Here is a 22459-nt window from a genome sequence, read left to right as displayed (position 1 = left end):
TGTTTAGAGGCAGAATTTACTCACTTAAAACAGAAACTTAAAATCCATAATGGCCTAAAAAGATCTCGTCGTGTTTACTTCACTCACTGGTATTTCTATTTCAAATCGCTCTAAAAACCCACGCTTTTTGACTATTACGCCCTAATTCGATTCGAAAAGCTGGGCTGATTATAACACTAGAGGTTTGTGGGGTCAAAAAAACGGAGCTACATTATCAAATTCCCCCTGGAAATTATGACGATGTAACTCCGTGGCCAGTCCGTTGAGATGCGATCAATCAACAAGACGTGGCAGTTCCGCCGAGCGCACAACTACATTACATTCAGACGAAACCCGAAACACAAACATACTCGTCTCCTTTTCTTCTGACGCTAATGTGAACGCTATTCGATCGACTCCCCCAAAATACCACTGCTAAAACATCACGTCAATAACTAAAATGGTACAATAATGTAGGTTTTTAGGTCTGTGGTGAAATGGTATCACTGTGCTCTCCAAAAGCACTATTCCAGGTTCGAGCCCTGGCAGGCCTGCCACGTTAAGATCTTGTCGAATCGCCACGATGAAGCTAGAGCTTAACAGTGAGACGTTAATTTACGAAGTAAATTTTACGTCTCCGTAACACTTTTCTATTATTGCCAAAATCTAACCTGACAATATTTAGCACGTGCTGCTATTTGTCTATAAATATAATACGGTTTTCAACTATGTAAATGTGGTATTTATAGAATTAAGAGATATCGAAAAAGTCGCGGAAGGGCTGGTCATTTTCTATTTTTGTGACGGTGAAAATCTGAATATACTCCCCCGCTTTTAAATACTCTCTTAAAAATATCACTTCTTTTTCGCAAGGATATGCATGCAAATATAGACTCTCCTGAATTTGATAAAATCCCCAAACTTTTAAATACTCCATAATTTGCATTCTTAGGGCGCTCTGTTCTCTGGGAATATCGTAGCTAACCAGGCGCCACGTCCGGTCCCACGACCTGGGAACTTTAATTTCGATAGCATCCAAAGCAAATTTGAGGATTTTTCGCCGCCCGGAATTAGTAATTTCTACGACTGATACTCCTTTTTCTTCTCGGATCGTCACCAACTTTTGCTTTTCTAGACGCACCAGAGTCCGTTTGAGGTAAGGAATATTAAAACGCCGCCACGGCTCTGGCGCATCAGGATCATTTATTAGAGATTTGAAAACTCGAGAGAACTTGGGAGCGACAAGAGACGCCGCTAAAAAAGCCCCAGCCCCCACTAGACCTAAAACCTCTTTAACGCCGGCGTATTTTTTACTTAGCAATTCTTCGGCCACTTGATTCGACAAAGTTTGCGACAGCTCTTTGACGTAATCTTGATTATTTTTATTACTAATTTCCAAACTCATATGCATGTTTTATGTTACAGACAATTTATAGCACGTGCTGAGTTTTGTCAATTACTAAATACCTGCATATTTTTAGTTGTGGTGACGACCATTTAGTGCTACTATAAGGCCTAAAGTTCGTAATCAAATTTAAAAGGAAGGAAGAAATGTTAGATAAAAATAAAAATATGGGAGTTACATTCCCAGCCGAAATAAACCCGTTAAACGTCGATAGCTGGTTGCCATTGCTACGAAAGGTCTTTGGCAATCACATGATAAGCGTCATTAAGATAGAAACATCGGGTAACGGTAAGCCTAGGATTAGTTTTCTACAAAGTACCGAGTTAAGAAATATTACTATTGTGCGCGAAAAAGATACTCGTGCGCCGTGTTTGGCAATTTATTTGGAGTTGCTCGACAGTGACGAAAAGCTTTGGCCAATGCCGTTAATTATGGGGGTTGTTTCTGTAATTAGCACTACTGACTGCATTCACATTACGTTTACTAATAAAAAAGGTGTAAATATCCATTACACTTTTTCGTAAAATGAAGGAGAAGAAAATGAGCGCACCAATTGTTTTGACGCCAGCTAGAATGGGTCGAATTGCCGCCAAACTGGAAGATCTTTTTGATAAAAAGCAGCAGGCCGTGGTTTACATTTATGCCCCTGATGACATAGATGTTACCCCCCAGCAGTCAAGTTATGGAGCTGTGGCCGCGGCAGCCTGTTAGTCAGGAACACTGTAAAGATGGGACCTGTGAAATCAGCGTTCGCTTTAACTACCAGACGCTTCGGTTTAAAGGCTGGTTTAATGACGAAAATACTCTAACAAATTTAAAACGTGCCCACGGTACTTTTGAATTTGTAGAGAACAGAGTGATTATTAGGGAACGAGATTGTAATGGAACTCTGATGATTACTGAAATAACGGTTTAAAATTAGCGCATCGTTTAAAAACCCTCCCCCGCTTTACAGCCACGGAGGGTTTCTTGTTTTTGTACTTTGGACAAAAATCAGCACGTGCTTAGTTTTGTCTGCAGTTAAGAATTAAAATAATATCTGTATAATGTTCTCGTGATTGGGAATAGAATAGGAAATCGTGAGGAAAAGATTAAAGAAATCCTGGAAGAATTGGGTGAACCGCAGTTTAGGCTGACCCAAATTAACGAAGCACTCTACGGCAAGGGAGTGCTAAGGTACTCGGAGATGCTAAGTTTACCGCAAACCCTGCGGGAAACACTAGAACACAAATTAGGATCAATATCATCTATAAAAGCTATAACAACTATAAAAAGTATTAACTCTACTAAAGTGCTTTTTGAGACTTGTGACGGCCTTCCACTGGAGACAGTCGCCAGACCAGACTTTATTTGCGTTTCCTGCCAATCGGGCTGCGCCATGAAGTGCGCTTTTTGCTCGACAGGCCGAATGGGACTGGGCCGTAGTCTAAGTAGCGATGAGATTATTGATCAAGTTTTGTACTTTAAGAGTACGGGCTATAAAATTAGCAATATTACCTTCATGGGCATGGGCGAACCGCTTTTAAATCTGGAAGCGGTCGTCGCGACGATTTTGGAGTTGACCGACCCGACTAAGTTCGGCCTCGGGATGAGGAAGATTAGCTTATCAACTGTCGGTATCGTCCCCGGAATTAAAAGGATGGCGGAATTGCTACCCCAAATTAACCTGGCCTTTTCGTTACACTCACCGTATGAAGCGGAGCGACAACGTTTAATGCCAATTTCGACCACCTACCCTCTGGATGAGGTTATGAAGGCTCTTGACGAGCACGCCGCCGCCACTCACCGTCAAATATTTCTGGAGTACGTTTTGATAAAAGACGTCAACGACGACGCCAAACATGCTCGCGACCTTGCCACCCTCGTCAAAAATCGACCACTCCCCCACCTTTTCTATGTTAATCTAATAAAATTTCACGCCGGCAACAAAGATATAACGTTCGAAGCGCCGGAGGACCGAATTGCACAGACGTTCTTAAAAATTCTAAAGGAAAAAGGAATTAATTGCAGCTTACGATCATCAATTGGAGAAGGCGATTATGCGGCTTGCGGTCAATTGGGGGCTATGATTGACCCCCGCTAAGTATAAAAACTTAAACGGGGGTCGAAACGCTACAAAGGCCGCCACTTGTCGGAATTATTAATGTCAGTTTCAACCCGAAAAGCGTGTTTTCTAGCATTTTGGAGTATCACGGCAGTCCTAAACGGATCCTGCAAAAAATAGCGACCGCAGCAACCCATTACCACGATCAAGCGCGAAAAAGTCCCAGGCCACCAGCGATAATACAAGTATCCGGCGGATACAACTAACGGTAGTAAGCCACCTACTAACCCTAGTAGTAAAGACAGCTGCAACACTTGCCGATCAGAAATCCCGAAGATGGGTTGCTTGTCCACTATAACTAACCACAACCCAGCCATGAGCCCTAACGACAACATCCCCAGCGCAAACCAAGCTGACGAGGTTATTACATTATAAGAACAGTGCTCTTCTATACCATTAACCGCGCCAGTTGGATCAAGATCCCGCATTACCATTTGGGACAACTCTTCTTTAGGCAGTCGTGAAACGATGCCAGCATTGCCAATGGCCAACACCAAAATCATTAACGACAGGACAAGAGAAGTCATCAAAGTTAGGAGCAACATCCCGACTAAAGAAAGGCCAAAATCAACAACTGTCCACAGCCCCATCCCAAAACATAAAAACGCCTGAAAACATAGAATCGGTATTGTTAAAACGTACCACGAGTACCACTTAAAAGCGTCAAATCGAGTAGTCATTTTACCTCTCCTTATCAAGATGTGAAAACTAATTGAGGAGATTATACACCGAAATGGCAGTAAATTTTTAATTTTTAATTTTTAAATATTTTGAATTGGGGGTAATTGTGAAAACAGGAGTACCTTTCAAAATATAGTTCGCAAAACCCTGATGTTTTATAACATCTTCATAGTCATGCTGCGCCCAGGCCTCGTCCCAGTTGTCCCAGGCGACTAGCGGACTTGCGCCGAGATTGACAAGCAAGTGTCCGTAGCCTTCAGGGACGGTGTAAACCGTGCCCGCTGTGACCGGAATCGTTTGGAAGTCAGTGACTGCACCTGTAACGTCGACCGCCTGGATGACGATGAGGCCGGTGCCCTCTTTAATAGTATAAGTTTCGCTATGCGGCGGAACGTGATAATGCCCCATGGTTTTAGGAAATTCTGGCCCTAGCATCACCGGGAAAATAGTGGTGACGTGACCAATTTGGCCGTCCGAACGCGGTTCGACTTGGTAAATGACAGTGTCGCCTGAGATTGTCTGATCAAAAAGGACGGGATAGAGATCATTGATGGTGCGTTGAGTCATGTGTTAAGTATAAAACAATTTAACCACTCTTGTCATTCCGGGCCTGACCCGGAATCTAGTTACTGGATTCCGGCTCCGGGGCCGGAATGACGAGGTTTTATTTAACCTTCTGGGTTTCTTTGTGACTGGTGTGCTTGCGGCAAGTCGAGCAATATTTCTGAAGCACCAACTTCTCGGTGTTTTCGACTTTGTTCTTTTTGGTAGTGTAATTTTGATTTTTGCAGGTCTCACAAACTAAATGCAAGAAAACCCGCGGTGACTTAGTAGCCATAACAGTGAGATGTTAGCAAATTAGCAATTTTAAAGCAAGAGATGGCCTTGCCCTACTTCGCTAAAGCTACGTAGGGCATAAGAAACTCTAACTCACTTCGTTCATAAGAGTTTCTAATGGAGCCGGAGGTGGGAATCGAACCCACGTTGATACTTTACGAAAGTACTGTTCTACCACTGAACTACTTCGGCATTCTGACAGTATAATCATTGACGACACTATTTAAAAGGTGTCTAATTTAAGTAGCTCTGGGAGCCACTTGCCGCCGAAGGTCATTTAGTAGAACACCTTTTTTGAAACGCTCGCAATGCTCGCTACCAATTTTCGTTTCACTCAAATTGTCAAATCAGTGGTGAAGGTGCAAGTCCCGCCGGCGGCTCCAGAGCGAAAAGTAAGTTCTTGACAACGATACATAAAAGTCCTATTATAAGGATACCTATTTGACAAGGTAGTTCTCCTAAGAACTTCGACGGAAGCAAAAGGCCCGACGCAAGTCGGGCTTTTTGTTTTCTAGATACTTGCTGCTGGATTTTTCGACACTAACTTGCTAAATTGGTAGCCACGCCTGGACAGTCCGCCGGCTGGCGGACACATTCTTGGTTTTGAAAAATTAGCCTGGATAGCTCAGTGGTAGAGCACATTCTTGGTAAGAATGAGGTCCTGGGTCCAATCCCCAGTCCAGGCTCCACGTAAAAATGTACGTAAGTAAACAATGAATAAGGCGCCCTTTTGAGGCGCCCTAAAGATATTTCTGACCATTTGGGATTCCTCCCTGCCCTGAGTTTATCGAAGGGCCAATTAGCCACGGATAAATTGTCTAAAAATAATACCCCCTAAGAGAATATCAGTACACTACTAGCAGAATCGACCCCGGTATTTCCAGGATGGAACGGCCTTCGAAAGTCTAAAAGACTGTCGAAAAGTAAAGTCCCTACAAATTACAAACAGTAGAATCGTTGTAACTGCTAGATTTAAAAGTGCCTGTTGCCCGCTTTACAGCGAGGCCCTTTCCCACTACGCTAAAGCTTCGTGGGATCCTACGTAGCTCAAAAGAGCGAAGTAGGACTCTTAGGGCTTAGGTGTATGGATGTAAAAAACCATACTAAGATAACTTTAAATCACTTTCACTCCCCTGTCAAATAGATGCCAGACACTCGACCAACAAGACCTTAATTAGTGATTGATAAGGCACGTCACGCTTATTGGCAGCGGTCTTTATATTGTCCAAAAGCCACTTTGGAAGCCGCAGCGAAATCGTTTCCGTCGACGGCTTTAGATTTGGGAAGCTAATCGAAATCGGCTTAGAGAAATCAAAATACTCCGTAGTGTCATGGGTATCCCAAAAGAGACGCTCCGCGTCTTCGTTTTTGAATTTAGGAATTTTCTTTATCACTTGTTTTTTCATAAAAGCGTCGCTCCTTACGACTTTGATCCCGGGCAGAAATTACTCTAGTAAAGCCATTACGCGCAGTGAATATTACTGTAAGCTTCCGACCATTTTTTGTAATTCCACAAGCAATGATACGGTCCTCCTTTTTAGAATGGCTAAAGTCCTCAAAAAATAGCAAAGGCTCGTTGAAGAAGATCTCCTCGCACTCTTTATTGCTAACTTTGTGAGTCTGCCAATTCTTATCGGCATTTCCGAGGTCCCATTGAAAATCCTCAATTGCTGGCAGTCCTTCCATATTTGTATATGATGATAATATACAATATTTTCCAGAATTGTCAAGAGGTTAAACATGTTAAAATCTTACTGGATCGAGCCGCTGTTTGGCTAACGCCAGCGGTCGCTTTGGAGCGACCATAATGCTCAACAGAAAAAATTATGTCCACGTAGCTCAGACGGATAGAGCAGCTCACTCCTAACGAGCAGGTCGCAGGTTCGACTCCTGCCGTGGACACCATAATTTTTAGCAGTTCCAACCTCAAGGAAAAGATCTAACGCCCCAAAGGGGTCCCTTCGGGTTGGCACAGCCAAAAATTAAAAACGGAAATGACAAATGGTAAATGCTAATTGATAAATGAAAAAACCCTCCCCTATTTTATGTAAAACAGGAGAGGGCTATTCTTAGCACTCTTTAATCGTCAGCAGGACCAGCCATACTCCCAAAAACCTTCGAGTGCGCGTATAAAACTAAACTTAAACTTACTAAGTCGGCAGTATCGTGAGACTCTGGAGATATCGCAACGCTAAGCCGAGGGACAATCTTCATCAATTTGTCCAACATAGATGGCGTTACGATACTATTGGATAAATTTCCCCGGTAAGTAGTTAGCCAAGACTGTAGCTGTTTATCGGGGTTTTGAAACTCACTAGTGGCTATACCTAATCCTTGCCACAAAGTGTGACCGTCACAATTACTAGTCATGATCTCTCCTCTGTAAGCTAATGTGTAGGCCTATTATAAACCCTGGCACCAAGTTTAACCAAATCTAACCTAAAGAGTATAATGCTCGCAACACGAATCGAATATTGAAGGAGAGGTAAAATGTATAGACAAATAAAACCGGAAAATCTGGTAGACGAGTTGCGAGAATTTGGAAAGCATAAGTTCTGGAAGCTGCATGTTAGCTTCGTTCCCTACAACAAAGTTGGGGCCAAGAAACTGCTAGAGCTAAAAGCTGCTGGTAACTTTGTATCCGCCGACCCAGAAACCTGGGGTCAAATTGCAATCTACGCTAACTACGGAGCTTATCAAACCAAACAGTCACTAACTCTGATCGTGTCGACTACTCAAACAGAATATTCCTTAGCAATGTGGGAAGTCATTAGCCGCGATCTAAGTAGTATTATCGAAGTGGTTGCCGTAGACGTCTTCTTCCCGAACAATTCATAACTGATAGGTGTATAATATGGGTCTAAATTGGAGATTCGCGGGAGACAAAAAAAATGGACAATTGGGAATACGTAAGTGCGGCAATGCTCGCCAGACACCTAAGTAATTTAGGCATGAGCGATAGCCTGCAAATTAAGCTAGAGCTAATCGTCAATACGGTTATTGGGGCTCAAAGTTTGCTTAAACTGAAAGCTCTTGAACAAGTACAAATTGGCCAAGCTTTCCTAAAGAAACTGAAGCGCATTATAAAAAACGGAGGTGTGCGGAGCAACACGCCAGTTCGATTCACGATACTTGGCAGCACAGTTGGCAAACTCGATCAAAGGTTGTTAAACGATGTTCTTAACTCTGCCGTAAACCTGGAGATTAACCAACCAATCGAAGCAGACGCAGAGCTGGTATAGTAAAGACATAAAATCGTAGTTTCAAAGGAGAGCAAAATGACCGCTATTCTTGCCAACGAAGCAGTAGTGAAATCGCTTAAAGGGGCTCACAGCAAACAAAATGTTACGGCAGTAATAACCCTAAAGCGCGGTTGCAGTTGCGGAGCTTTTACGCTTGTAAAACTCAGCGATGAAGGTCACATTAAAACTGATCCAGGAACGACAGCCAGAATTATTAACGCTACTATCAATGGAGTTGGTTGTTGCAACGAGGTTTTTAAAGTAACCGTCATAGCCAAAACTGGAAAGGACTTTCCTGAAAGGCTTTGGGTCAACGTTGTCGACTGGACAGATCAATTCGAAATCGATTAATTTCTAAAAGATAAAGGCACCCAAAGATTTTATAAATCGCGGGTGCCTTTTTGTTAATTAGGATAAGATGTGCGGTCGGTATCCGAGACTAAACCCAAGGCGCGCACCAAATCACTAAATGCTCTTGCGTTACCAAATTGAAAAACAGTAGCGCCTCGTGAGTTCCGAACCAGGTTCAAAATTGAATTCCCGGTACCACAGGCGATGTATGTGAACTTACCCTCCGCATTTTCAAGTGCCAGTTTAATCGGCTCAGATGCCGGGATTGCATGTTTGTTTTTTTGGTCATTCAACAAAAATATCACTAGCCTAAGATATTTCGTTGTTGCTGTAACAGTCATTTTTCTCTCCTTTAAAATCTTCTTTGAACTTACTAATTTGTTAATCTGACGATTGATTAGTGGCAATTTACCATAACCTAGAGTTAAGTGCAATCCTTCGACCCGGCTCAGGACAAGTCCGTTCGACTCAGGACAAGTCCCTCCGTCGCCCTTTCTAACAAAACTTAGCACGTGCTAAGTTTTGTCAATTATAGAAATTTGATTTTTGGCGGTAACAACATATACTTAAGTTATATGGAAATTAGGAAACTTTTGACTGCTATCGTCTTCGTTGTAGTGACTGCGCTGGTTGTAGTCGCAAGCTTATTTGTAATCCGTGGTTTTAGGTTGAGTCTGCCGCTAAGCATTACTAACCTGCAAGCTCCCATTGACCTGGCCGTGGTTGGGATCGGTAAAGTGACAGCCGTTCCGGATGTGGCTTATGTAGACGCCGGAATCGTAGTTAACGCTGGCAACTCCGTCGCCGAAGTCCAAAGTAAAATTGACGCTGTTAACAATGCTATTTTGGCAGCGGTCGAAAAGCTCGGGATCGCCAAGGCTGACGTCACGACTTCGAATTACTCGATTACTCCTAACTACAATTATTCTCCGACCGGTCAAAACAGCATTGATGGTTATAACGGAAACGCCGCCATTACAATCAAAGTCAAGGACTTGAGCCGCGTATCATCAGTGATTGCTGAGGCCGCCACGGCCGGTGCCAATCAAGTAAACGGCGCCCGTTTTGAAATTAGTGACCCGAATGTTTATCGCGCCGCGGCCCGTGATCAAGCCATTAGCAATGCTAAACTTCAAGCTCAGAAGTTGGCGGCCTCACTTGGATTGAAATTGGGGAAAGTGACGAACATTGTCGAGTCAAATTCAACACCAGTTCCCTACCCCATGATGTATGGCGCGGGCGTGAGCACTCTGGACGCTAAGGCGACAGCGCCGCAGATTGAGGTCGGGACGCAGGAAGTGTCGTCAACGGTGACGCTGTATTTCGAGAAGCAATAAACCCACAGCACTCGTCATTCTGAACTTGATTCAGAATCCAGAAATGCGAACGGATCCGTTACTGGATTCCAGGTCTTGTCCCGGAATGACAAAGCTTGCTCTTTACATCCTCAAAATTGAAGTATAGAATCCCCGTATCCTAAAAGGATTCGTTATAAATTTCAAAGGAGAGACTAATAATGAGTACGCGTAAAGTCGTCGTCGCATTGCAATTAGGTTGTTGCGCCAATACTGCCGTCGTTCGTCTTCAGGATTTACCGTTGATCGGCACGAAAATCCGTGTTCCTCGTGGTGTTCCTGATGTGGTAGAAACTAGTCACGACGCCAGGCAGTTGGTCGGCACTGAACGTTTTGTGACTCAACAGACAGGCACGATAAATGTTGTTGTTGATGAGGTGCATCGCGACATTCCCGCCTTCCTGGTGCGTTAAATAAATTCCGCTAATCCGCCGGAAGATCTTTACTAAAAAGAGATCTTCCGGTTATTTTTTGACTGGTTGCTTCGTTGACTACAGGTCTATTTTCTGTTACAATCCCCTCAGTTCAAATCAGGCCCCTTGAGGCCAAATATTCTCCAAAGGAGAGAAATCGTGATCAAGAATAAAAATTCGGAAATAGATCAATTCGCTGCCGCTATCGCGATTATATTGATATTTGTCAGTATCGCAATCGCTATCGGGATGTTTTTGGCAAGTACTAAACCAGCCAAAGGTGAAACAATTCCCGCCCCAACCATTCACGTCACCCTACCGTCAACAGTGACTTTGGGTGTCCCATTCACAATGATTTTTCGAAGTGACATCGGAAATTTGACTTTGGTGGCGCCGCCATTCGAAGGCACGGTTTCGCCTGTTGCGGTTAACGACCAAAACGTAACATGCACCGACATGCTTTATAACTTCGACGTTTGGGGCTGCACGAGCCACGTCGAGTATCGCTGGGTAGTAACGGCCACCGAGCTGGGGACACACGTCTTTGGGTTTGAAAGCTACGGCGACACGAACTCGCTGGTCGCAAGCAGCTTTGTAACCACGACCGTCGTCGCCCCGAGTGGACCTGTCATTAGTGCGACCGTGCCCACTTACGTCGCCTATGAACGACCGTTCACGGTGACTTTTACCAGCAGTGGTGGAGCGAATCTGCTAATTACTTCACCGTTTGAGGGGACGTCGTCGCCCTATGCAACGGACGGATCAGGTCAACATTGTTTGCATATTGGCGTCAATCCTGACAAATATAGTTGCCCAGTCGATTTGGAAATGGTCTGGGTGATGGTGCCGCGAATATTGGGATCAAACGCTTTAAAGTTTACGTTGCTGGACGATGTTCACAACGTTTCTTTAGAGCGGTCGACTACTGTGATTGTTTTCAGACAAGTCGACAAAATATACCACCAATGGTTATCTCAAGTTTCTAACTAGAACCTTGCAGTAACCACTGCGCGCCGTGAGAATAAGAAGACAACTGTCAACTTAAACTCGCGGCGTTCCTCTTTTCCAAGCTATCTTCGAATTGACAGAATTATGCATACGCTAAGATTTGTCATTTTTAATAGATTAACAATTTTCGCCTAGAAAATTGGTAGCGAGCGAAACGAGCGTCCCAACTTACTGCACGTGCTGCTATTTGTCAGTGACATTTCTTGCCGATCGACAAATTTTGTCCGCTAAGCCTAAGAGGAATTTAGAGGAATATTTTGGGAATTGATTTAAAAAGAGTGGTCGGGGTGCTGGGATTTGAACCCAGGGCCTCTCGGTCCCGAACCGAGCGCGCTACCGCTGCGCCACACCCCGCTAACTCAATTTATAATGATACCACAAGGAATTTTTACTAGGAAACTACACTTTATCTTGGTAGTTGGCGCAATGGCCCCAGTTGTCGCCGTAAAGGACTTCTTCTAGTACTAAAGGGTAATCAATAATCTCGGCAGGCGTAAACCACATTGCGATCTCATCTTTGCCCTCGTCAACCGAACCTGAAGCGTGGATTAGCGTCCGAATAGCTCTGTCGCTGGATTCAGCCAAACCTTGAGATTCGATCGTAAAGTCACCACGAATGGAACCAATATCTGCAGACATTGGGTCCGTCGAACCGACTGTTTTCCGGCCTAGTGCAACGGCGTTAGCGCCTTCCCAGATCATCGCTAAAACAGGTTTACCAATAAAGGAATTAACTAGCGCTTGTTGCACCCCTTTGCCAATATCGATAGGACTTTCTGCGACATTTACACCGTGCTCCTGTAAATACTTAGTTTTATTAGTGCCCACCTTAAGGAACCATTCATCAGTTTTTTTATAATGAGACTCCATAAGTTCGCGAGTTGGCACGACCATTTTACAGGCCACCAGCTTCATCCCACGCCTTTCAAAGCGGGTGACAAAATCGCCAATTAGTCCCCTTTGAATTGATTCTGATTTAATGGCGATAAAAGTGCGTTCGGCTTGCAACATTTCTAAATTATACACTATGTTTTATAATAATGGTACGATTAAAAAGTGAGAAGAAATTTGTATAAAATCATCGTTGCTGCTTTGTTAATAGCCTTATTCTACGCCGTAAAAATCTACCGCTCCCCTGCTCCTTTTTTGACCTCCGTGACCTCACCGAAACAAAGCGAAGGCGGGCTAAAAATCCACTTCCTTGACGTCGGACAAGGGGACGCCACTTTGATACAGACCCCGGAGAACAAACTTATTCTAGTTGATGGCGGACCGGATGGAAAAGTGCTAATGAGCCGTTTGTCACCGTTTTTCCTATTCGGCGAATGCAAATTAGAAGCGATAATTTTAACCCATCCCGATTCTGACCATGAAGCGGGACTACTAGAAGCCCTAAAGCGCTGTCAAGTCAACCAAGTTTTCGCCAATACTACTAACTGCACTCTTTTTAATTGCCAACAATTTAATGCTCTCAACGCCCACGTCACCTCAATCTACCAAAATGATCGGTACGAAATCGGTACGCTTGGCATCACTGTGCTCAATCCGCCCCGAACCCAAAACCTTAATGATAACGACACGAACAGCGACTCGGTCGTTACGGAGCTGGAGTTCGGTCAAGCGCGTGTTTTGCTGACCGGAGACGCGACTATTCAAAACCTCAAAAATATTCCGGAAGAATCAATCACTATATTAAAAGTACCACATCATGGATCAGTTAATAATTTCGACCCCACTTTATGGGAAGAAATTCGACCGCAACTAGCAGTAGTCAGCGTTGGTAAAAACAATTACGGCCAACCATCGCCTAAAGTGTTGGGAGAAGCGACGATTTTGGGAACGAAAGTTTTGAGGACGGATGAAGTGGGTGATGTTAATGTCGATCTGGGAATTGATGGGAATTGGGTTTTGGAATAAAAATGGTTAACGTAGGGGTCGCATTTATGCGACCCTCGATCGAGGGCGGGATGAATCCCGCCCCTACGTTTATTCGTTTTATTTTTAAATATGTATTTATGTCAAAAGAGACTTTAATAGACATTCTGATCGTCACTTTATTGGCACTAGCCATCTTCGTGCGCTATCAAACGATTAAGCTCGTACCACCAACAAAAGATATGTCCTACGAAATTACGGTGACATTGCAACAGATTCCCAAGGTTACGGGCCAGTATCAACGATTTAAATTAGGACAAGTAACGATAATCGCCCGTTACCCGCCGGTCTATAATTACGGTGACACTTTAACAGTCAAAGGCACACTAAATACTAAACTCGAGATGCCTTTTCCGAAGATAAATCGTCAATCGTCAATCGTTAATCGTCAATCCGTTATAACCCAACTCCAAGCCAAACTTTTGACACTAAGAGCAACATTAAGCCATCAATTAGCCAAATACCTCCCTTCCCCCGAAGCGGAACTAGTCGGCGGAGCTTTATGGGGCGAAAAAGCTAATTTGCCAGCGGACTTTAATCAAGCTCTAAAAGACATTACAATCTTTGGCATTGTTATCTTTGTCATGTTGACCGGGGCCGAATCGCCCGCTATTAGAGCTGGCATTATGGGTGGACTAGTCGTCATTGGAAGATATTTTGGTCGGGAAAAAGACACGATTCGACTTTTAATCATCTCCGCCCTGGTGATGCTTCTGATTAACCCGCTTTACGTAGAAGACGTGGGGTTTCAGTTGTCATTTCTAGCGACTTTGGGAATACTACTTTTTTCTACAAAGAAAACACCAAACACGAAGAAACTTAAATCGGTTGAGGACGACCCATGGGTCGTCCCTACAAATCTGAAGGAGACCTCCCAACAAACGGCTGTAGCGACGGAGCATCCCCCGTCCTCGACCCGATCAATAATTACAAAGTTTATTAGTTGGCTTCGTAATACATCTATTTACGAGGAATTGAGGACCACCTTAGCAGCTCAGATATTAGTGATACCAATCCTGGCAACGACCTTTGGGCGTTTGTCTTTGATCTCCCCCATCGCTAATCTCGCCGTCGGCTGGACAATTCCCTACCTGATGGCCGGCGGAGCCTTGTTGACGGCCGTCAGCCCATTTAGCAACTTTTTAGGCCGAGTGCTGGGGGCGATTTTAGTGGTTCCGGCTAGCTTTTACGTAAGTACAGTGACAATGTTGGCTAAAGTGCCCTACGCCGCCGTCGATTTTAAATGGGGATCGGAATTTTTAGTGGTTTATTATTTAATTGTTGGAGTAATTTTATTAATTAGAGGGAAATCAAACCCTTAATATTATCAAACACACTTTGCCCCACTGCTTTCTTTGTAACTAAATCTTCAATTGACGAATACGGCCTGCCGGCGATAATTTTAGCGGCCGTGGCAGGGCCAACACCGGGTAAGACGTCCAACTCTGCGTTACTAGCAGAATTAATACCTATCGGGCCACTGTTCGCAGCCACACTCGACCCAGCCGCGGCAGCCCCAATAATAGTAGTGTCATTTTTAAAAGGCACGTAAACTTTCTGGCCATCGGTTAATTTTTGAGCTAAGTTGATAGACTTCTCGATTAATTCCGCATTCGCTTGTCCTACATTGACACCTCCAGCAGCATCAACGGCTTCGCCAAGTCGACTACCAGTAGGCAATTTATAAACGCCGGGCCGATTGACGGCTCCGGAAACGTCGATGATTAGATCGCTGACCGGACTGGGTAACAAGGTCGCCGACGAAGTACCAGCCACTTTCTGGAGCCCTGTTGACGACGTTGTCGGTTGAGTCACAGTGGACGCTGGGGACGAAGGTTTAATTATGAAAACGAAGACCAGGGCGACTATGACGCCGCCCACTAAGGATGCTATTAAATAATTTCTCCATGAACCACTTTCGATAAATTCTGACATATTCATATCGAGGACGAGGCATGGGTCGTCCTCGACCGACGATTTACACAACAAAGTTAATTATTTTACCAGGTACAAACACTACTCCTGGCGTGACCCCACTCAAATAATCCAGTACCTTCGGCATTTGGAAGGCCTTGGCAGTTACCAGCTCTTGGTTGCCAGCTTCAGCCGCCGAAACCGTCAACATTCCCCTCACTTTTCCCGCAACTTGGACTACGATGGTAACAGCGGCGCCGGATTTGACCCCCTCTAAATACTTCGGCCACGGCTGCGAATGAACACTATCTGAATGCCCCAATTGATGCCAAAGTTCCTCTGTTATATGTGGTGCAAACGGTGCCAATAATCTTAAGAGTGTCTCTTTCTGTTCCTCGTTAAGGCCGGTCTTCTCTACTTCATTTATGAACGACATAAAGGAGGAGACCGCCGTATTAAACTTCATGGAGTTTTCGTCAAGGTCACTGGAAACCTTGTGGACTAAGTTATTTAATAAAAAGTCTGTATTCGAGTCATCGTCAGCCTTAGAGGTCATTATTAGTTTCCAAATTCTGTGCAGAAATTTATTGACGCCCACCACCCCAGCAGGGTTCCAGGCCACGGCCTCGGTAAAAGGCCCAATGAACATCTCGTACATCCGCAGAGTATCGGCCCCATAGTTGCGAACAATATCGTCAGGGTTAATAACGTTACCGCGAGACTTGCTCATCTTACCGCCATCCGGACCCAAAATCATTCCATGACTACGACGCTTAGCGTAAGGCTCTACTCCGGGCACAACGCCTAAGTCAAACAAAAATTTATAAACAAAGCGCGAGTATAAAAGATGCAAAGTGGTGTGTTCCATGCCACCGTTATATGTGTCTACTGGCAACCAGTATTTAAGAAGGTCTTTATTTGCAGAAAAGATGTCACCCGATTCCAACGTAGGGGCGTTGATTTTTTGAGCCAACACATACGCCACAAAATACCAATTACTCCCCGCCCAGTTTGGCATAGTATCGGTATCTCTCTTGGCCGGTTCCCCACATTTAGGACAAGGTACATTGACCCAGTCTGTCATTGCGGCAAGTGGTGACTCTCCGGTACTAGATGGTTCGTAGTGTTCTATTTCAGGTAATTTGACCGGGAGCTGGTCAACTGGAACGGCCACAACGCCACATTTAGGACAGTGAATTAAAGGAATCGGTTCGCCCCAGTAGTGTTGACGGGAGAAGATCCAATCTCGTAAATGGTAATGTTTAGCGGACGATCCTAGGCCTTTCGTGGCCAGGTCGGCAGTGATTTGGGTCATCGCCGCTTCGGAGGTGAGACCTGTGTAAGAACCAGAGTCTACCAGGACACCATAATCGGAAAATACCAACGTAGGGGTCGCATTTATGCGACCCTCGATTGGATCGTCCGAGGGCGGGATGAATCCCGCCCCTACGTTTTGTATGACGGTTTTTATTGGTAGGTTGTATTTAACAGCAAACTCGTAGTCCCGAGCATCATGCGCCGGCACCACCATAACCGCCCCGCCGCCGTAACTACCGATGACGTAGTCCCCTACCCAGACCGGCAACTTTTCACCGGTCAAAGGATGTTTCACATAGAGACCGGTAAAAACGCCGGTTTTCTCTTTGGAAAGATCGGTGCGGTCAAGTTCCGATTTGCGTTTGGCAGATTCTACGTAATGACGCACCTCGTTAATTATATCGTCATCGGTTGAGGACGGGGCATGCCCCGTCCCTACAGAATCGAGAAAGAGGTCTCCCGAAGATTCGATTAATTTATTAATTAATGGATGTTCCGGGGCGACGACGATGGCAGTAACACCGTAAATGGTGTCGACACGGGTCGTGAAGACCTCAATAAAACCCGTCATTCCGGCCCCGGAGCCGGAATCTAGTAAATTCGATTTCGATCGGACGGAGTTACTGGATTCCGGGTCAAGCCCGGAATGACGGGTGGAGAATCGGACGTTTGTTCCTGTACTCCTTCCAATCCAATTAATCTGCTGGGCTTTTATTTTTGGCAAGTAGTCGACTGTTTCTAAGTCATCGATTAACCTATCAGCATAGTCTGTGATACGAAGAACCCATTGTGTAACATTTCGTCGCTCTGTGACAGTACCACAACGCTCACATTTGGCATCGACCACTTCTTCATTGGCTAAACCAATTTTACAGCTGGGGCACCAATTTATCGGTAGATCCGCCGAATAAGCGAGTCCTCGTTCGAACATTTTTACAAAAATCCACTGGGTCCACTTGTAGTAATTCTGATCGGTGGTGTTGATCTCTCGCGACCAGTCAACGGACAGCCCCCAACTCTTCGCCTGAGTGCGGGCGTGTTCGATGTTTTCAGCGACAACTTTTTGAGGAATAGTGTGGGTCTTTATGGCGTAGTTCTCGGCCGGCAGGCCAAAGGCATCCCAGCCCATTGGTAGCAGCACGTTGTAGCCCTGCATCCGCTTTTTGCGGGCCAGAGCGTCTAAAGCGGAGTAAGAGCGCGCGTGACCAACATGTAAACGGTCCCCAGACGGATAAGGAAATTCAAACAGAATGTAGGCTTTGGAGCGTGGATCAGAGTCAATCGCACGATAAAGATGAGAGTCTTCCCAGATTTTTTGCCATTTCGGTTCTATTTCTGTTGGGCGATAATCGGACATGAAATTATAATAACATAATCAATTTGACGTCATCAACAGATTCCCTTAACATTAAGTCACATATGGAAACAACTGCCACACCATCAATGAAAGTTGAAGTGATTTCGCCAGAAAGTTCTTATACCGCCGAAGTAACCGCAGTGTCGGCCCGCAATGACACCGGGCCTTTTGACGTTCTACCGGGCCACGCCAATTTTATCACTGAGTTTAAGGGATTGATAAAGCTCAAATTAGTTGATCACAGCAACTGGGAAGTCAACCCACCCTACGGTGTCCTTCGATGTCGCAACAACCAAGTCACCATTTACATTCCGGCTTTTAAGTCAGAAGACAAGTCATCTAAACTCCCAATATAAAGGAGCTTTTGCGGATCTAAGTTATCATGCTTGGCGTTTAAGATCTCCAGGACGTCACGAACTGTCTTCTCCAAAGGCACAAAGGCCGGAGTCCGGCCGGTTTGGCTGCTGGTCGAGAAAAAGCTCTGTGTCATATAATTTCTAATTAAAGTGGCCCGCGTATACACCTGCTGATCGTGGGCCGACAACTCCGAAAAGCCAATCAGTGAAACTAAGCGTTCAATTCGAGCCGACTCTTCAAGTAATGACTTGGCCTCAAAGCAAGCCACGTGATGTAAAGGGGAAACAAGACGGCTGTCTAAAGCGACGGAAGTTGACTGCAAATAATCGATAGCGGGCACCAAGCCTTTTTGATAAATCGTCCGCGATAACACTAAATAAGTGTCTAAATAAGGAAATATTGATCGTACCCCGTAATCGCTTAAATCGTCAGACGGCACGAAAACGGCCTCAATAGACGTAATGGAGCCGCGGCTATTGGAATCCAAAGTTTCGTGCAGCCGCCCCATTTCCGAAGTTAAAGTGGGCTGATAACCGTCTTCGGAAGGAATAGCATTTTGTAAAGTGGCCAATTCGCTACCGGCTTGGGCAAAACGATAGACATTATCGATCAAAAATAGTACATCTTTTCCTAGTTTGTCACGAAGATCTGAAGCCAGGGCCGCCGCAGCGTAAGCGGTGCGAAAACGGACCGCCGGATTAGCGCCCATCTGCCCCAGCAGCAAGGTGACGTAGGGGGCGATGCCGGTTTGTTGCAGTAATTCATGAAGTTCCTGAGCTTCACGAGAGCGCTCCCCTACCGCCGCGAAGACCGAGATGGCGTCAAGAGACTTATCCTCGCGAATTAAAAAGTTATGAATAATTTCGTTTAAAAGGACCGTTTTCCCGACTCCCGCGCCCCCAAAAAGCCCAATCTTGCCGCCTTTAAGAACCGGCGAAAAAAAGTCAACCGCTTTAATGCCCGTCTCCAGGACCTCAAACGGCCGACCGGCGGTTTTAAACTGCTCAGCGGCAGACAAATCAATTGTGCAATTATCGGTAAGTGACAATTCGGGCAGACCGTCGTGCGGCCGGCCAAAAATATCAAAGACTCGCCCCAAAACCCCCGCCCCGGAAGGAATAGTTAGACCCGAGCCCCGAGGAGCCACCTGGTCGCCGCGGCAGATGCTGGTAGTGTCACCCAGTGAAAGACAGTAAAAAGAGGTAGCGGTGGCGGAAGCAGAGACCTCAAGCATTATTTCCGACTTAGTCACTCCCAATAAAATGTCGTGAATCCTAGGACTTTCTCCGCTAAACTCCACCTCCACAATCTGGCTGCGAACGCCGATGACGTGGCCTGTATTTTTACTTGAGTTTAAAGTAGAAACCATAAGTTTAATTACCTAACTAATTTGAAATTTCAAATTGAAAATTCCCGATCAGTTAAAGTTACCATAAAAAATCGCCGGAAGCATGTTTAGTTGTTTACGGTTTTCGTAATCGCGCGTCGCCACGCGCAAAGCGGCGTTTAGAATCTTTACCCGCTCGCTAATCGTAACGCTGCTCTCCTCCATTTTCATGGCCCGGGAGCCAAGGTTAGCCAAATGGGATTCGTTAATATTTTGACGAAAGAAAGAAGTAAGTAATTCGGTTTCAAAAAAATTCTGGATTTTAGGCAGACTGGGTTCAAAAATGTAACTGGTCGGCGTTTCACGGCTTTCCGGAGCCAAGGCCTTTAAAGCCTCATAATCACCGGCTAAATTGTATTGTAGTGGCAGCTGCTTAACTAAATTGATAAAACGGCCGTAAAAAACATCGACAGTTTGATATTTATTGATTTCGTTTAAGATCGGTTGCAGGTCGGAAATTGCGATCTTTTCTTCCGGGACTTCAAAACAAGTGGCCGGAATTTTTGGTGACTGTTGACCGATTAAATGGCGGCCAATTTTTCCGATCACAATGACTTTTGCGCCACCTTTGCGATAGGCCTCTAAAAATTGGCTAAAGACCAATTTGGTAATTTTACCGGAAAAACGGCGGTTGGAGGTTAAAAGAACCAGGACGTGTGAGGCCGCGATTGGTGTGGCGGTCTTCTTGACCGGGCCGTATTGATGCGACAATCGTAACTGATTAAAGACCTCGTAAAGGCCGTCAATATAAGTTCGAGTCCCAAAGATTTTTTCGCGAATGCTTTGGATCTTGGTGGTACAAACGTCCTCATAGGTCTGAGTTAATTCCCAAAAGGTGCTGTATAAATCCAAATCTTCGGTTATTTTTTTTATGTGCATAATAGTTAAAATTGTAAATTACGATTTTATTCCACAAGCCGCCAAAAGTTCCACTCGATGATCACTCACAAACGCAATCAGGGCCTTAAAATCCTCGGCGGCCACACAAGTGTCAATTAAAAATGACACGTGACTATGTTCGTTAAAAGCCTTCGTTAAAGTTTCGCGGTAGCCGCTGATTCGGGCCGGCTGTAAATCAGTAAAAAAATCATTCCAAAGCATGCCAATGAAGGTCAATTGGACCGGCAAAGGCATCACGATTTCCACCGCCTGATTTAAAAAGGCCAGCAGTCGTTCGCCACGCCGTAACGTTTTAACAACACTTTCCGAAGTGTCTTCGCCAAAATGCGAAAAGTCCAAAACTCGCTCGTATTCGACCAGGAACGCCGTTAAAGTTTGGCTGATTTCTTGATGCAGATGATTGCAGGTTTGGTGCCCTACTCGGCTGACGGACAAAAGAGCGTTAATGGCCGGCCGGTTGCCCCGCAAATAAAGCTGGCTGTCAAATAAAATATGGCCATCGGTAATGCCGATTAAATTGGAAACGATGTAATCGGTTAGGTCATTAGAAGTCGTTTCGGCGACAGCTAAGCAGGAAATGCTGCCGGTTTTATATTTTCCGGCCCGTTCCAAAAGTCTGGCGTGAGTGTAAAAAGAATCGCCAGGGTAAGAATCGTGCCCGGGAAACTTACGAGCTAGTAGTGATAATTCTCGAAAATATTTAGCGTGAGTGGAAAGATCATCAAGAATGACTAAGACATCATGCCCCGAGTTACGCCAAAACTCAGCCAGAGCCATGGCCGTAAAAGGCGTCAAATAAATATGACTGGAAACGTCGCTGGACGTACTGGCCACGACGACTGTTTTGTCGTTTATACCTTCATTGTTAATGTAATCAATAATTTTATGAATTTCTTGCGAGGGTTTGCCAATGGCGGCGTAAATGACAATCGTACCAGCCAAACATTGCGTTTTCATGACGTTAAACAGGAATGACGTTTTGCCGGTCTTGCGATCGCCAACCACCAGTTCCCGCTGGCCACGGCCTAGCGGAATGAGTAAATCCACCAAGCTGGTGCCGGTGAGCAAGGTTTTGTCGACCCGACTACGCGCGGTAATAGGCAGAGGGGCCACATCTAAAAGCGCCTGCCAGTTGAGGACCGGCAGCGGCCGCTTAAAAATAAGAAGAGTGCCAATGGGATCAATCACTTTCCCCAGGAGATCATCACCGACAGGAACCGACATGGCCGTTCCCAACCGAGCGGCTTTTAAGCCAACCGGCAGAATGTTGTTAGAGAGGGCCATAATGGTCACGATGTCGCGGTTGAAGGACATCACTTGACCAATCGTTTCATCTTCAAAAATGACCATTTCCGAGGCGGTAACGCCCGGTAGGCCAGCCACACTAACAATCGGATGCCGCACCTCTAAAATCTCGCCGTATTCGCCAAATTTTGCGACTGCTTCTGAGTAAGTCATGATGTTTTAAGCCGCTGATAGAGACTTTTGTCTAAAATGCGGCCTTGCCACAATATTTTAGCGCCCCCGATCAGTCGACAATCAATTTCTTGATTAATGACAACCGGCTTTGTAATCGTCTGCTGTAAGTAAGTAGCTACCTGTGACAAACCTCGAGGTGACAACAGTGATGCGATCTGTAAAGTAATAACGGGACGAGATTTAAGTTCGGTAATGGCGGAAGCTACCTCGTCAGAACTAATTGGTGACGGAGAGCCGTCGGTTTTTATTTTAAAAATGTCCGCCTGCAGGTTTTCTAAATATGACAAAGTAGCCGCGAGATCGGTAGTGGTGACGGTGTTTTGGAGGAGTGACGTAATTTCGGTATTGGACATAAATAATAATAATAATAACGTAGGGGCGAGGCATGCCTCGCCCTCGGACGATTGGATCGAGGGAGGGGCATGTCCCTCCCCTACG

General features: G+C 45.2%; 27 protein-coding genes and 5 tRNA genes. 15 read left to right on the top strand and 17 right to left on the bottom strand.

Annotation, left to right across the window (positions count from 1 at the left end; genetic code table 11):
• Nucleotides 1–462 precede the first annotated feature (462 nt).
• Nucleotides 463–536: transfer RNA gene (locus NT141_01460), tRNA-Trp, on the top strand.
• Nucleotides 537–730: 194 nt separating this feature from the next.
• Here the strand turns inward: NT141_01460 and NT141_01455 are convergent.
• Entirely contained in the window at nucleotides 731–1384 is a 654-nt protein-coding gene (locus tag NT141_01455; GenBank protein ID MCX6783723.1) for a hypothetical protein, read from the bottom strand.
• A gap of 146 nt (nucleotides 1385–1530) precedes the next feature.
• On the opposite strand from NT141_01455, the gene NT141_01450 reads away from it, so the two are divergent.
• The 3 genes from NT141_01450 to NT141_01440 all read left to right on the top strand — a co-directional run bounded on the left by NT141_01450 (nucleotide 1531) and on the right by NT141_01440 (nucleotide 3467).
• Nucleotides 1531–1908 (top strand): hypothetical protein, encoded by a 378-nt coding sequence (locus tag NT141_01450; GenBank protein ID MCX6783722.1) that lies wholly within the window; start codon nucleotides 1531–1533, stop codon nucleotides 1906–1908.
• Between the two features lies 1 nt (nucleotide 1909).
• Nucleotides 1910–2095 (top strand): hypothetical protein, encoded by a 186-nt coding sequence (locus NT141_01445; protein ID MCX6783721.1) that lies wholly within the window; start codon nucleotides 1910–1912, stop codon nucleotides 2093–2095.
• A 343-nt stretch (nucleotides 2096–2438) separates the two neighbouring features.
• On the top strand, nucleotides 2439–3467 hold the full coding sequence (locus NT141_01440; GenBank protein MCX6783720.1) for a radical SAM protein: 1029 nt from the start codon (nucleotides 2439–2441) through the stop codon (nucleotides 3465–3467).
• A 29-nt stretch (nucleotides 3468–3496) separates the two neighbouring features.
• Here the strand turns inward: NT141_01440 and NT141_01435 are convergent, their stop codons facing one another.
• From NT141_01435 to NT141_01420, 4 genes are all read right to left on the bottom strand, one after another.
• Nucleotides 3497–4168, bottom strand: coding sequence for a hypothetical protein (locus tag NT141_01435; protein MCX6783719.1), 672 nt, complete (start codon nucleotides 4166–4168; stop codon nucleotides 3497–3499).
• Nucleotides 4169–4235: 67 nt separating this feature from the next.
• Entirely contained in the window at nucleotides 4236–4736 is a 501-nt protein-coding gene (locus NT141_01430) for a hypothetical protein (protein ID MCX6783718.1), read from the bottom strand.
• Nucleotides 4737–4833: 97 nt separating this feature from the next.
• Nucleotides 4834–5007, bottom strand: coding sequence for a 50S ribosomal protein L33 (gene rpmG / locus NT141_01425; GenBank protein MCX6783717.1), 174 nt, complete (start codon nucleotides 5005–5007; stop codon nucleotides 4834–4836).
• Nucleotides 5008–5124: 117 nt separating this feature from the next.
• Nucleotides 5125–5198 (bottom strand) — tRNA-Thr (locus NT141_01420).
• Nucleotides 5199–5620: 422 nt separating this feature from the next.
• Here NT141_01420 and NT141_01415 point away from each other — a divergent pair.
• Nucleotides 5621–5695, top strand: a tRNA-Thr gene (locus NT141_01415).
• A gap of 447 nt (nucleotides 5696–6142) precedes the next feature.
• Here NT141_01415 and NT141_01410 read toward each other — a convergent pair.
• Nucleotides 6143–6412, bottom strand: a complete 270-nt coding sequence (locus NT141_01410; GenBank protein MCX6783716.1) for a BrnA antitoxin family protein — start codon at nucleotides 6410–6412, stop codon at nucleotides 6143–6145.
• Complete coding sequence (locus NT141_01405; GenBank protein MCX6783715.1) at nucleotides 6381–6692, bottom strand: BrnT family toxin; 312 nt, start codon at nucleotides 6690–6692, stop codon at nucleotides 6381–6383. The genes NT141_01410 and NT141_01405 overlap by 32 nt, the downstream gene beginning before the upstream one ends.
• A 142-nt stretch (nucleotides 6693–6834) precedes the next feature.
• Between NT141_01405 and NT141_01400 the strand changes: the two genes are divergently transcribed.
• Nucleotides 6835–6911: transfer RNA gene (locus NT141_01400), tRNA-Arg, on the top strand.
• A 174-nt stretch (nucleotides 6912–7085) separates the two neighbouring features.
• Here NT141_01400 and NT141_01395 read toward each other — a convergent pair.
• Nucleotides 7086–7376, bottom strand: coding sequence for a hypothetical protein (locus NT141_01395; protein ID MCX6783714.1), 291 nt, complete (start codon nucleotides 7374–7376; stop codon nucleotides 7086–7088).
• A gap of 120 nt (nucleotides 7377–7496) precedes the next feature.
• Between NT141_01395 and NT141_01390 the strand changes: the two genes are divergently transcribed.
• From NT141_01390 to NT141_01380, 3 genes are read left to right on the top strand one after another with little or no spacing between them, the layout of a single operon-like run.
• A complete protein-coding gene (locus NT141_01390; protein MCX6783713.1) occupies nucleotides 7497–7844 on the top strand; it encodes a hypothetical protein in 348 nt (115 codons plus the stop codon).
• Between the two features lie 53 nt (nucleotides 7845–7897).
• On the top strand, nucleotides 7898–8248 hold the full coding sequence (locus NT141_01385; protein ID MCX6783712.1) for a hypothetical protein: 351 nt from the start codon (nucleotides 7898–7900) through the stop codon (nucleotides 8246–8248).
• 36 nt (nucleotides 8249–8284) lie between these two features.
• Entirely contained in the window at nucleotides 8285–8599 is a 315-nt protein-coding gene (locus NT141_01380; GenBank protein ID MCX6783711.1) for a hypothetical protein, read from the top strand.
• A 53-nt stretch (nucleotides 8600–8652) separates the two neighbouring features.
• Here NT141_01380 and NT141_01375 read toward each other — a convergent pair whose 3' ends face one another.
• A complete protein-coding gene (locus NT141_01375; protein ID MCX6783710.1) occupies nucleotides 8653–9111 on the bottom strand; it encodes a hypothetical protein in 459 nt (152 codons plus the stop codon).
• 63 nt (nucleotides 9112–9174) lie between these two features.
• Between NT141_01375 and NT141_01370 the strand changes: the two genes are divergently transcribed.
• The 3 genes from NT141_01370 to NT141_01360 all read left to right on the top strand — a co-directional run bounded on the left by NT141_01370 (nucleotide 9175) and on the right by NT141_01360 (nucleotide 11357).
• On the top strand, nucleotides 9175–9936 hold the full coding sequence (locus NT141_01370; GenBank protein ID MCX6783709.1) for an SIMPL domain-containing protein: 762 nt from the start codon (nucleotides 9175–9177) through the stop codon (nucleotides 9934–9936).
• A 179-nt stretch (nucleotides 9937–10115) separates the two neighbouring features.
• Nucleotides 10116–10367, top strand: coding sequence for a hypothetical protein (locus tag NT141_01365; GenBank protein ID MCX6783708.1), 252 nt, complete (start codon nucleotides 10116–10118; stop codon nucleotides 10365–10367).
• Nucleotides 10368–10526: 159 nt separating this feature from the next.
• Nucleotides 10527–11357, top strand: a complete 831-nt coding sequence (locus tag NT141_01360) for a hypothetical protein (GenBank protein ID MCX6783707.1) — start codon at nucleotides 10527–10529, stop codon at nucleotides 11355–11357.
• Nucleotides 11358–11654: 297 nt separating this feature from the next.
• Here NT141_01360 and NT141_01355 read toward each other — a convergent pair.
• Both NT141_01355 and NT141_01350 read right to left on the bottom strand, forming a co-directional pair.
• A tRNA-Pro gene (locus NT141_01355) sits at nucleotides 11655–11729 on the bottom strand.
• Nucleotides 11730–11774: 45 nt separating this feature from the next.
• On the bottom strand, nucleotides 11775–12386 hold the full coding sequence (locus tag NT141_01350) for a nucleoside-diphosphate kinase (GenBank protein ID MCX6783706.1): 612 nt from the start codon (nucleotides 12384–12386) through the stop codon (nucleotides 11775–11777).
• A gap of 45 nt (nucleotides 12387–12431) precedes the next feature.
• On the opposite strand from NT141_01350, the gene NT141_01345 reads away from it, so the two are divergent.
• A complete protein-coding gene (locus NT141_01345) occupies nucleotides 12432–13292 on the top strand; it encodes an MBL fold metallo-hydrolase (GenBank protein MCX6783705.1) in 861 nt (286 codons plus the stop codon).
• A 50-nt stretch (nucleotides 13293–13342) separates the two neighbouring features.
• Entirely contained in the window at nucleotides 13343–14632 is a 1290-nt protein-coding gene (locus NT141_01340) for a ComEC/Rec2 family competence protein (GenBank protein MCX6783704.1), read from the top strand.
• On the opposite strand, the gene NT141_01335 is transcribed toward NT141_01340, so the two are convergent.
• Nucleotides 14610–15299: a ComEA family DNA-binding protein gene (locus tag NT141_01335; protein MCX6783703.1), complete on the bottom strand. Its 690-nt coding sequence runs from the start codon at nucleotides 15297–15299 to the stop codon at nucleotides 14610–14612. The genes NT141_01340 and NT141_01335 overlap by 23 nt on opposite strands.
• A complete protein-coding gene (gene leuS, locus NT141_01330; GenBank protein MCX6783702.1) occupies nucleotides 15289–17898 on the bottom strand; it encodes a leucine--tRNA ligase in 2610 nt (869 codons plus the stop codon). Before leuS ends, NT141_01335 begins: the two co-directional genes overlap by 11 nt.
• Nucleotides 17899–17960: 62 nt before the next feature.
• Here leuS and NT141_01325 point away from each other — a divergent pair, with 62 nt between their 5' ends.
• Nucleotides 17961–18254, top strand: coding sequence for a hypothetical protein (locus NT141_01325; GenBank protein ID MCX6783701.1), 294 nt, complete (start codon nucleotides 17961–17963; stop codon nucleotides 18252–18254).
• Here the strand turns inward: NT141_01325 and NT141_01320 are convergent.
• From NT141_01320 to NT141_01305, 4 genes are read right to left on the bottom strand one after another with little or no spacing between them, the layout of a single operon-like run.
• Nucleotides 18203–19624 carry a hypothetical protein gene (locus tag NT141_01320; GenBank protein ID MCX6783700.1) on the bottom strand — a complete coding sequence of 474 codons (1422 nt, stop codon included), beginning with the start codon at nucleotides 19622–19624 and terminating at the stop codon, nucleotides 18203–18205. The two genes, NT141_01325 and NT141_01320, sit on opposite strands and share 52 nt — an antisense overlap.
• Before the next feature lie 48 nt (nucleotides 19625–19672).
• Entirely contained in the window at nucleotides 19673–20521 is an 849-nt protein-coding gene (locus NT141_01315) for a F0F1 ATP synthase subunit gamma (protein ID MCX6783699.1), read from the bottom strand.
• Between the two features lie 18 nt (nucleotides 20522–20539).
• Nucleotides 20540–22000: a hypothetical protein gene (locus tag NT141_01310; protein MCX6783698.1), complete on the bottom strand. Its 1461-nt coding sequence runs from the start codon at nucleotides 21998–22000 to the stop codon at nucleotides 20540–20542.
• A complete protein-coding gene (locus tag NT141_01305; protein ID MCX6783697.1) occupies nucleotides 21997–22374 on the bottom strand; it encodes a F0F1 ATP synthase subunit delta in 378 nt (125 codons plus the stop codon). The genes NT141_01310 and NT141_01305 overlap by 4 nt, the downstream gene beginning before the upstream one ends.
• Between the last annotated feature and the right edge of the window lie 85 nt (nucleotides 22375–22459).

It is taken from the genome of candidate division WWE3 bacterium, assembly GCA_026396615.1.
In the GTDB taxonomy this organism is placed as follows: domain Bacteria; phylum Patescibacteriota; class WWE3; order JAPLWK01; family JAPLWK01; genus JAPLWK01.
This window is presented reverse-complemented; position numbering and strand designations above follow the sequence as displayed.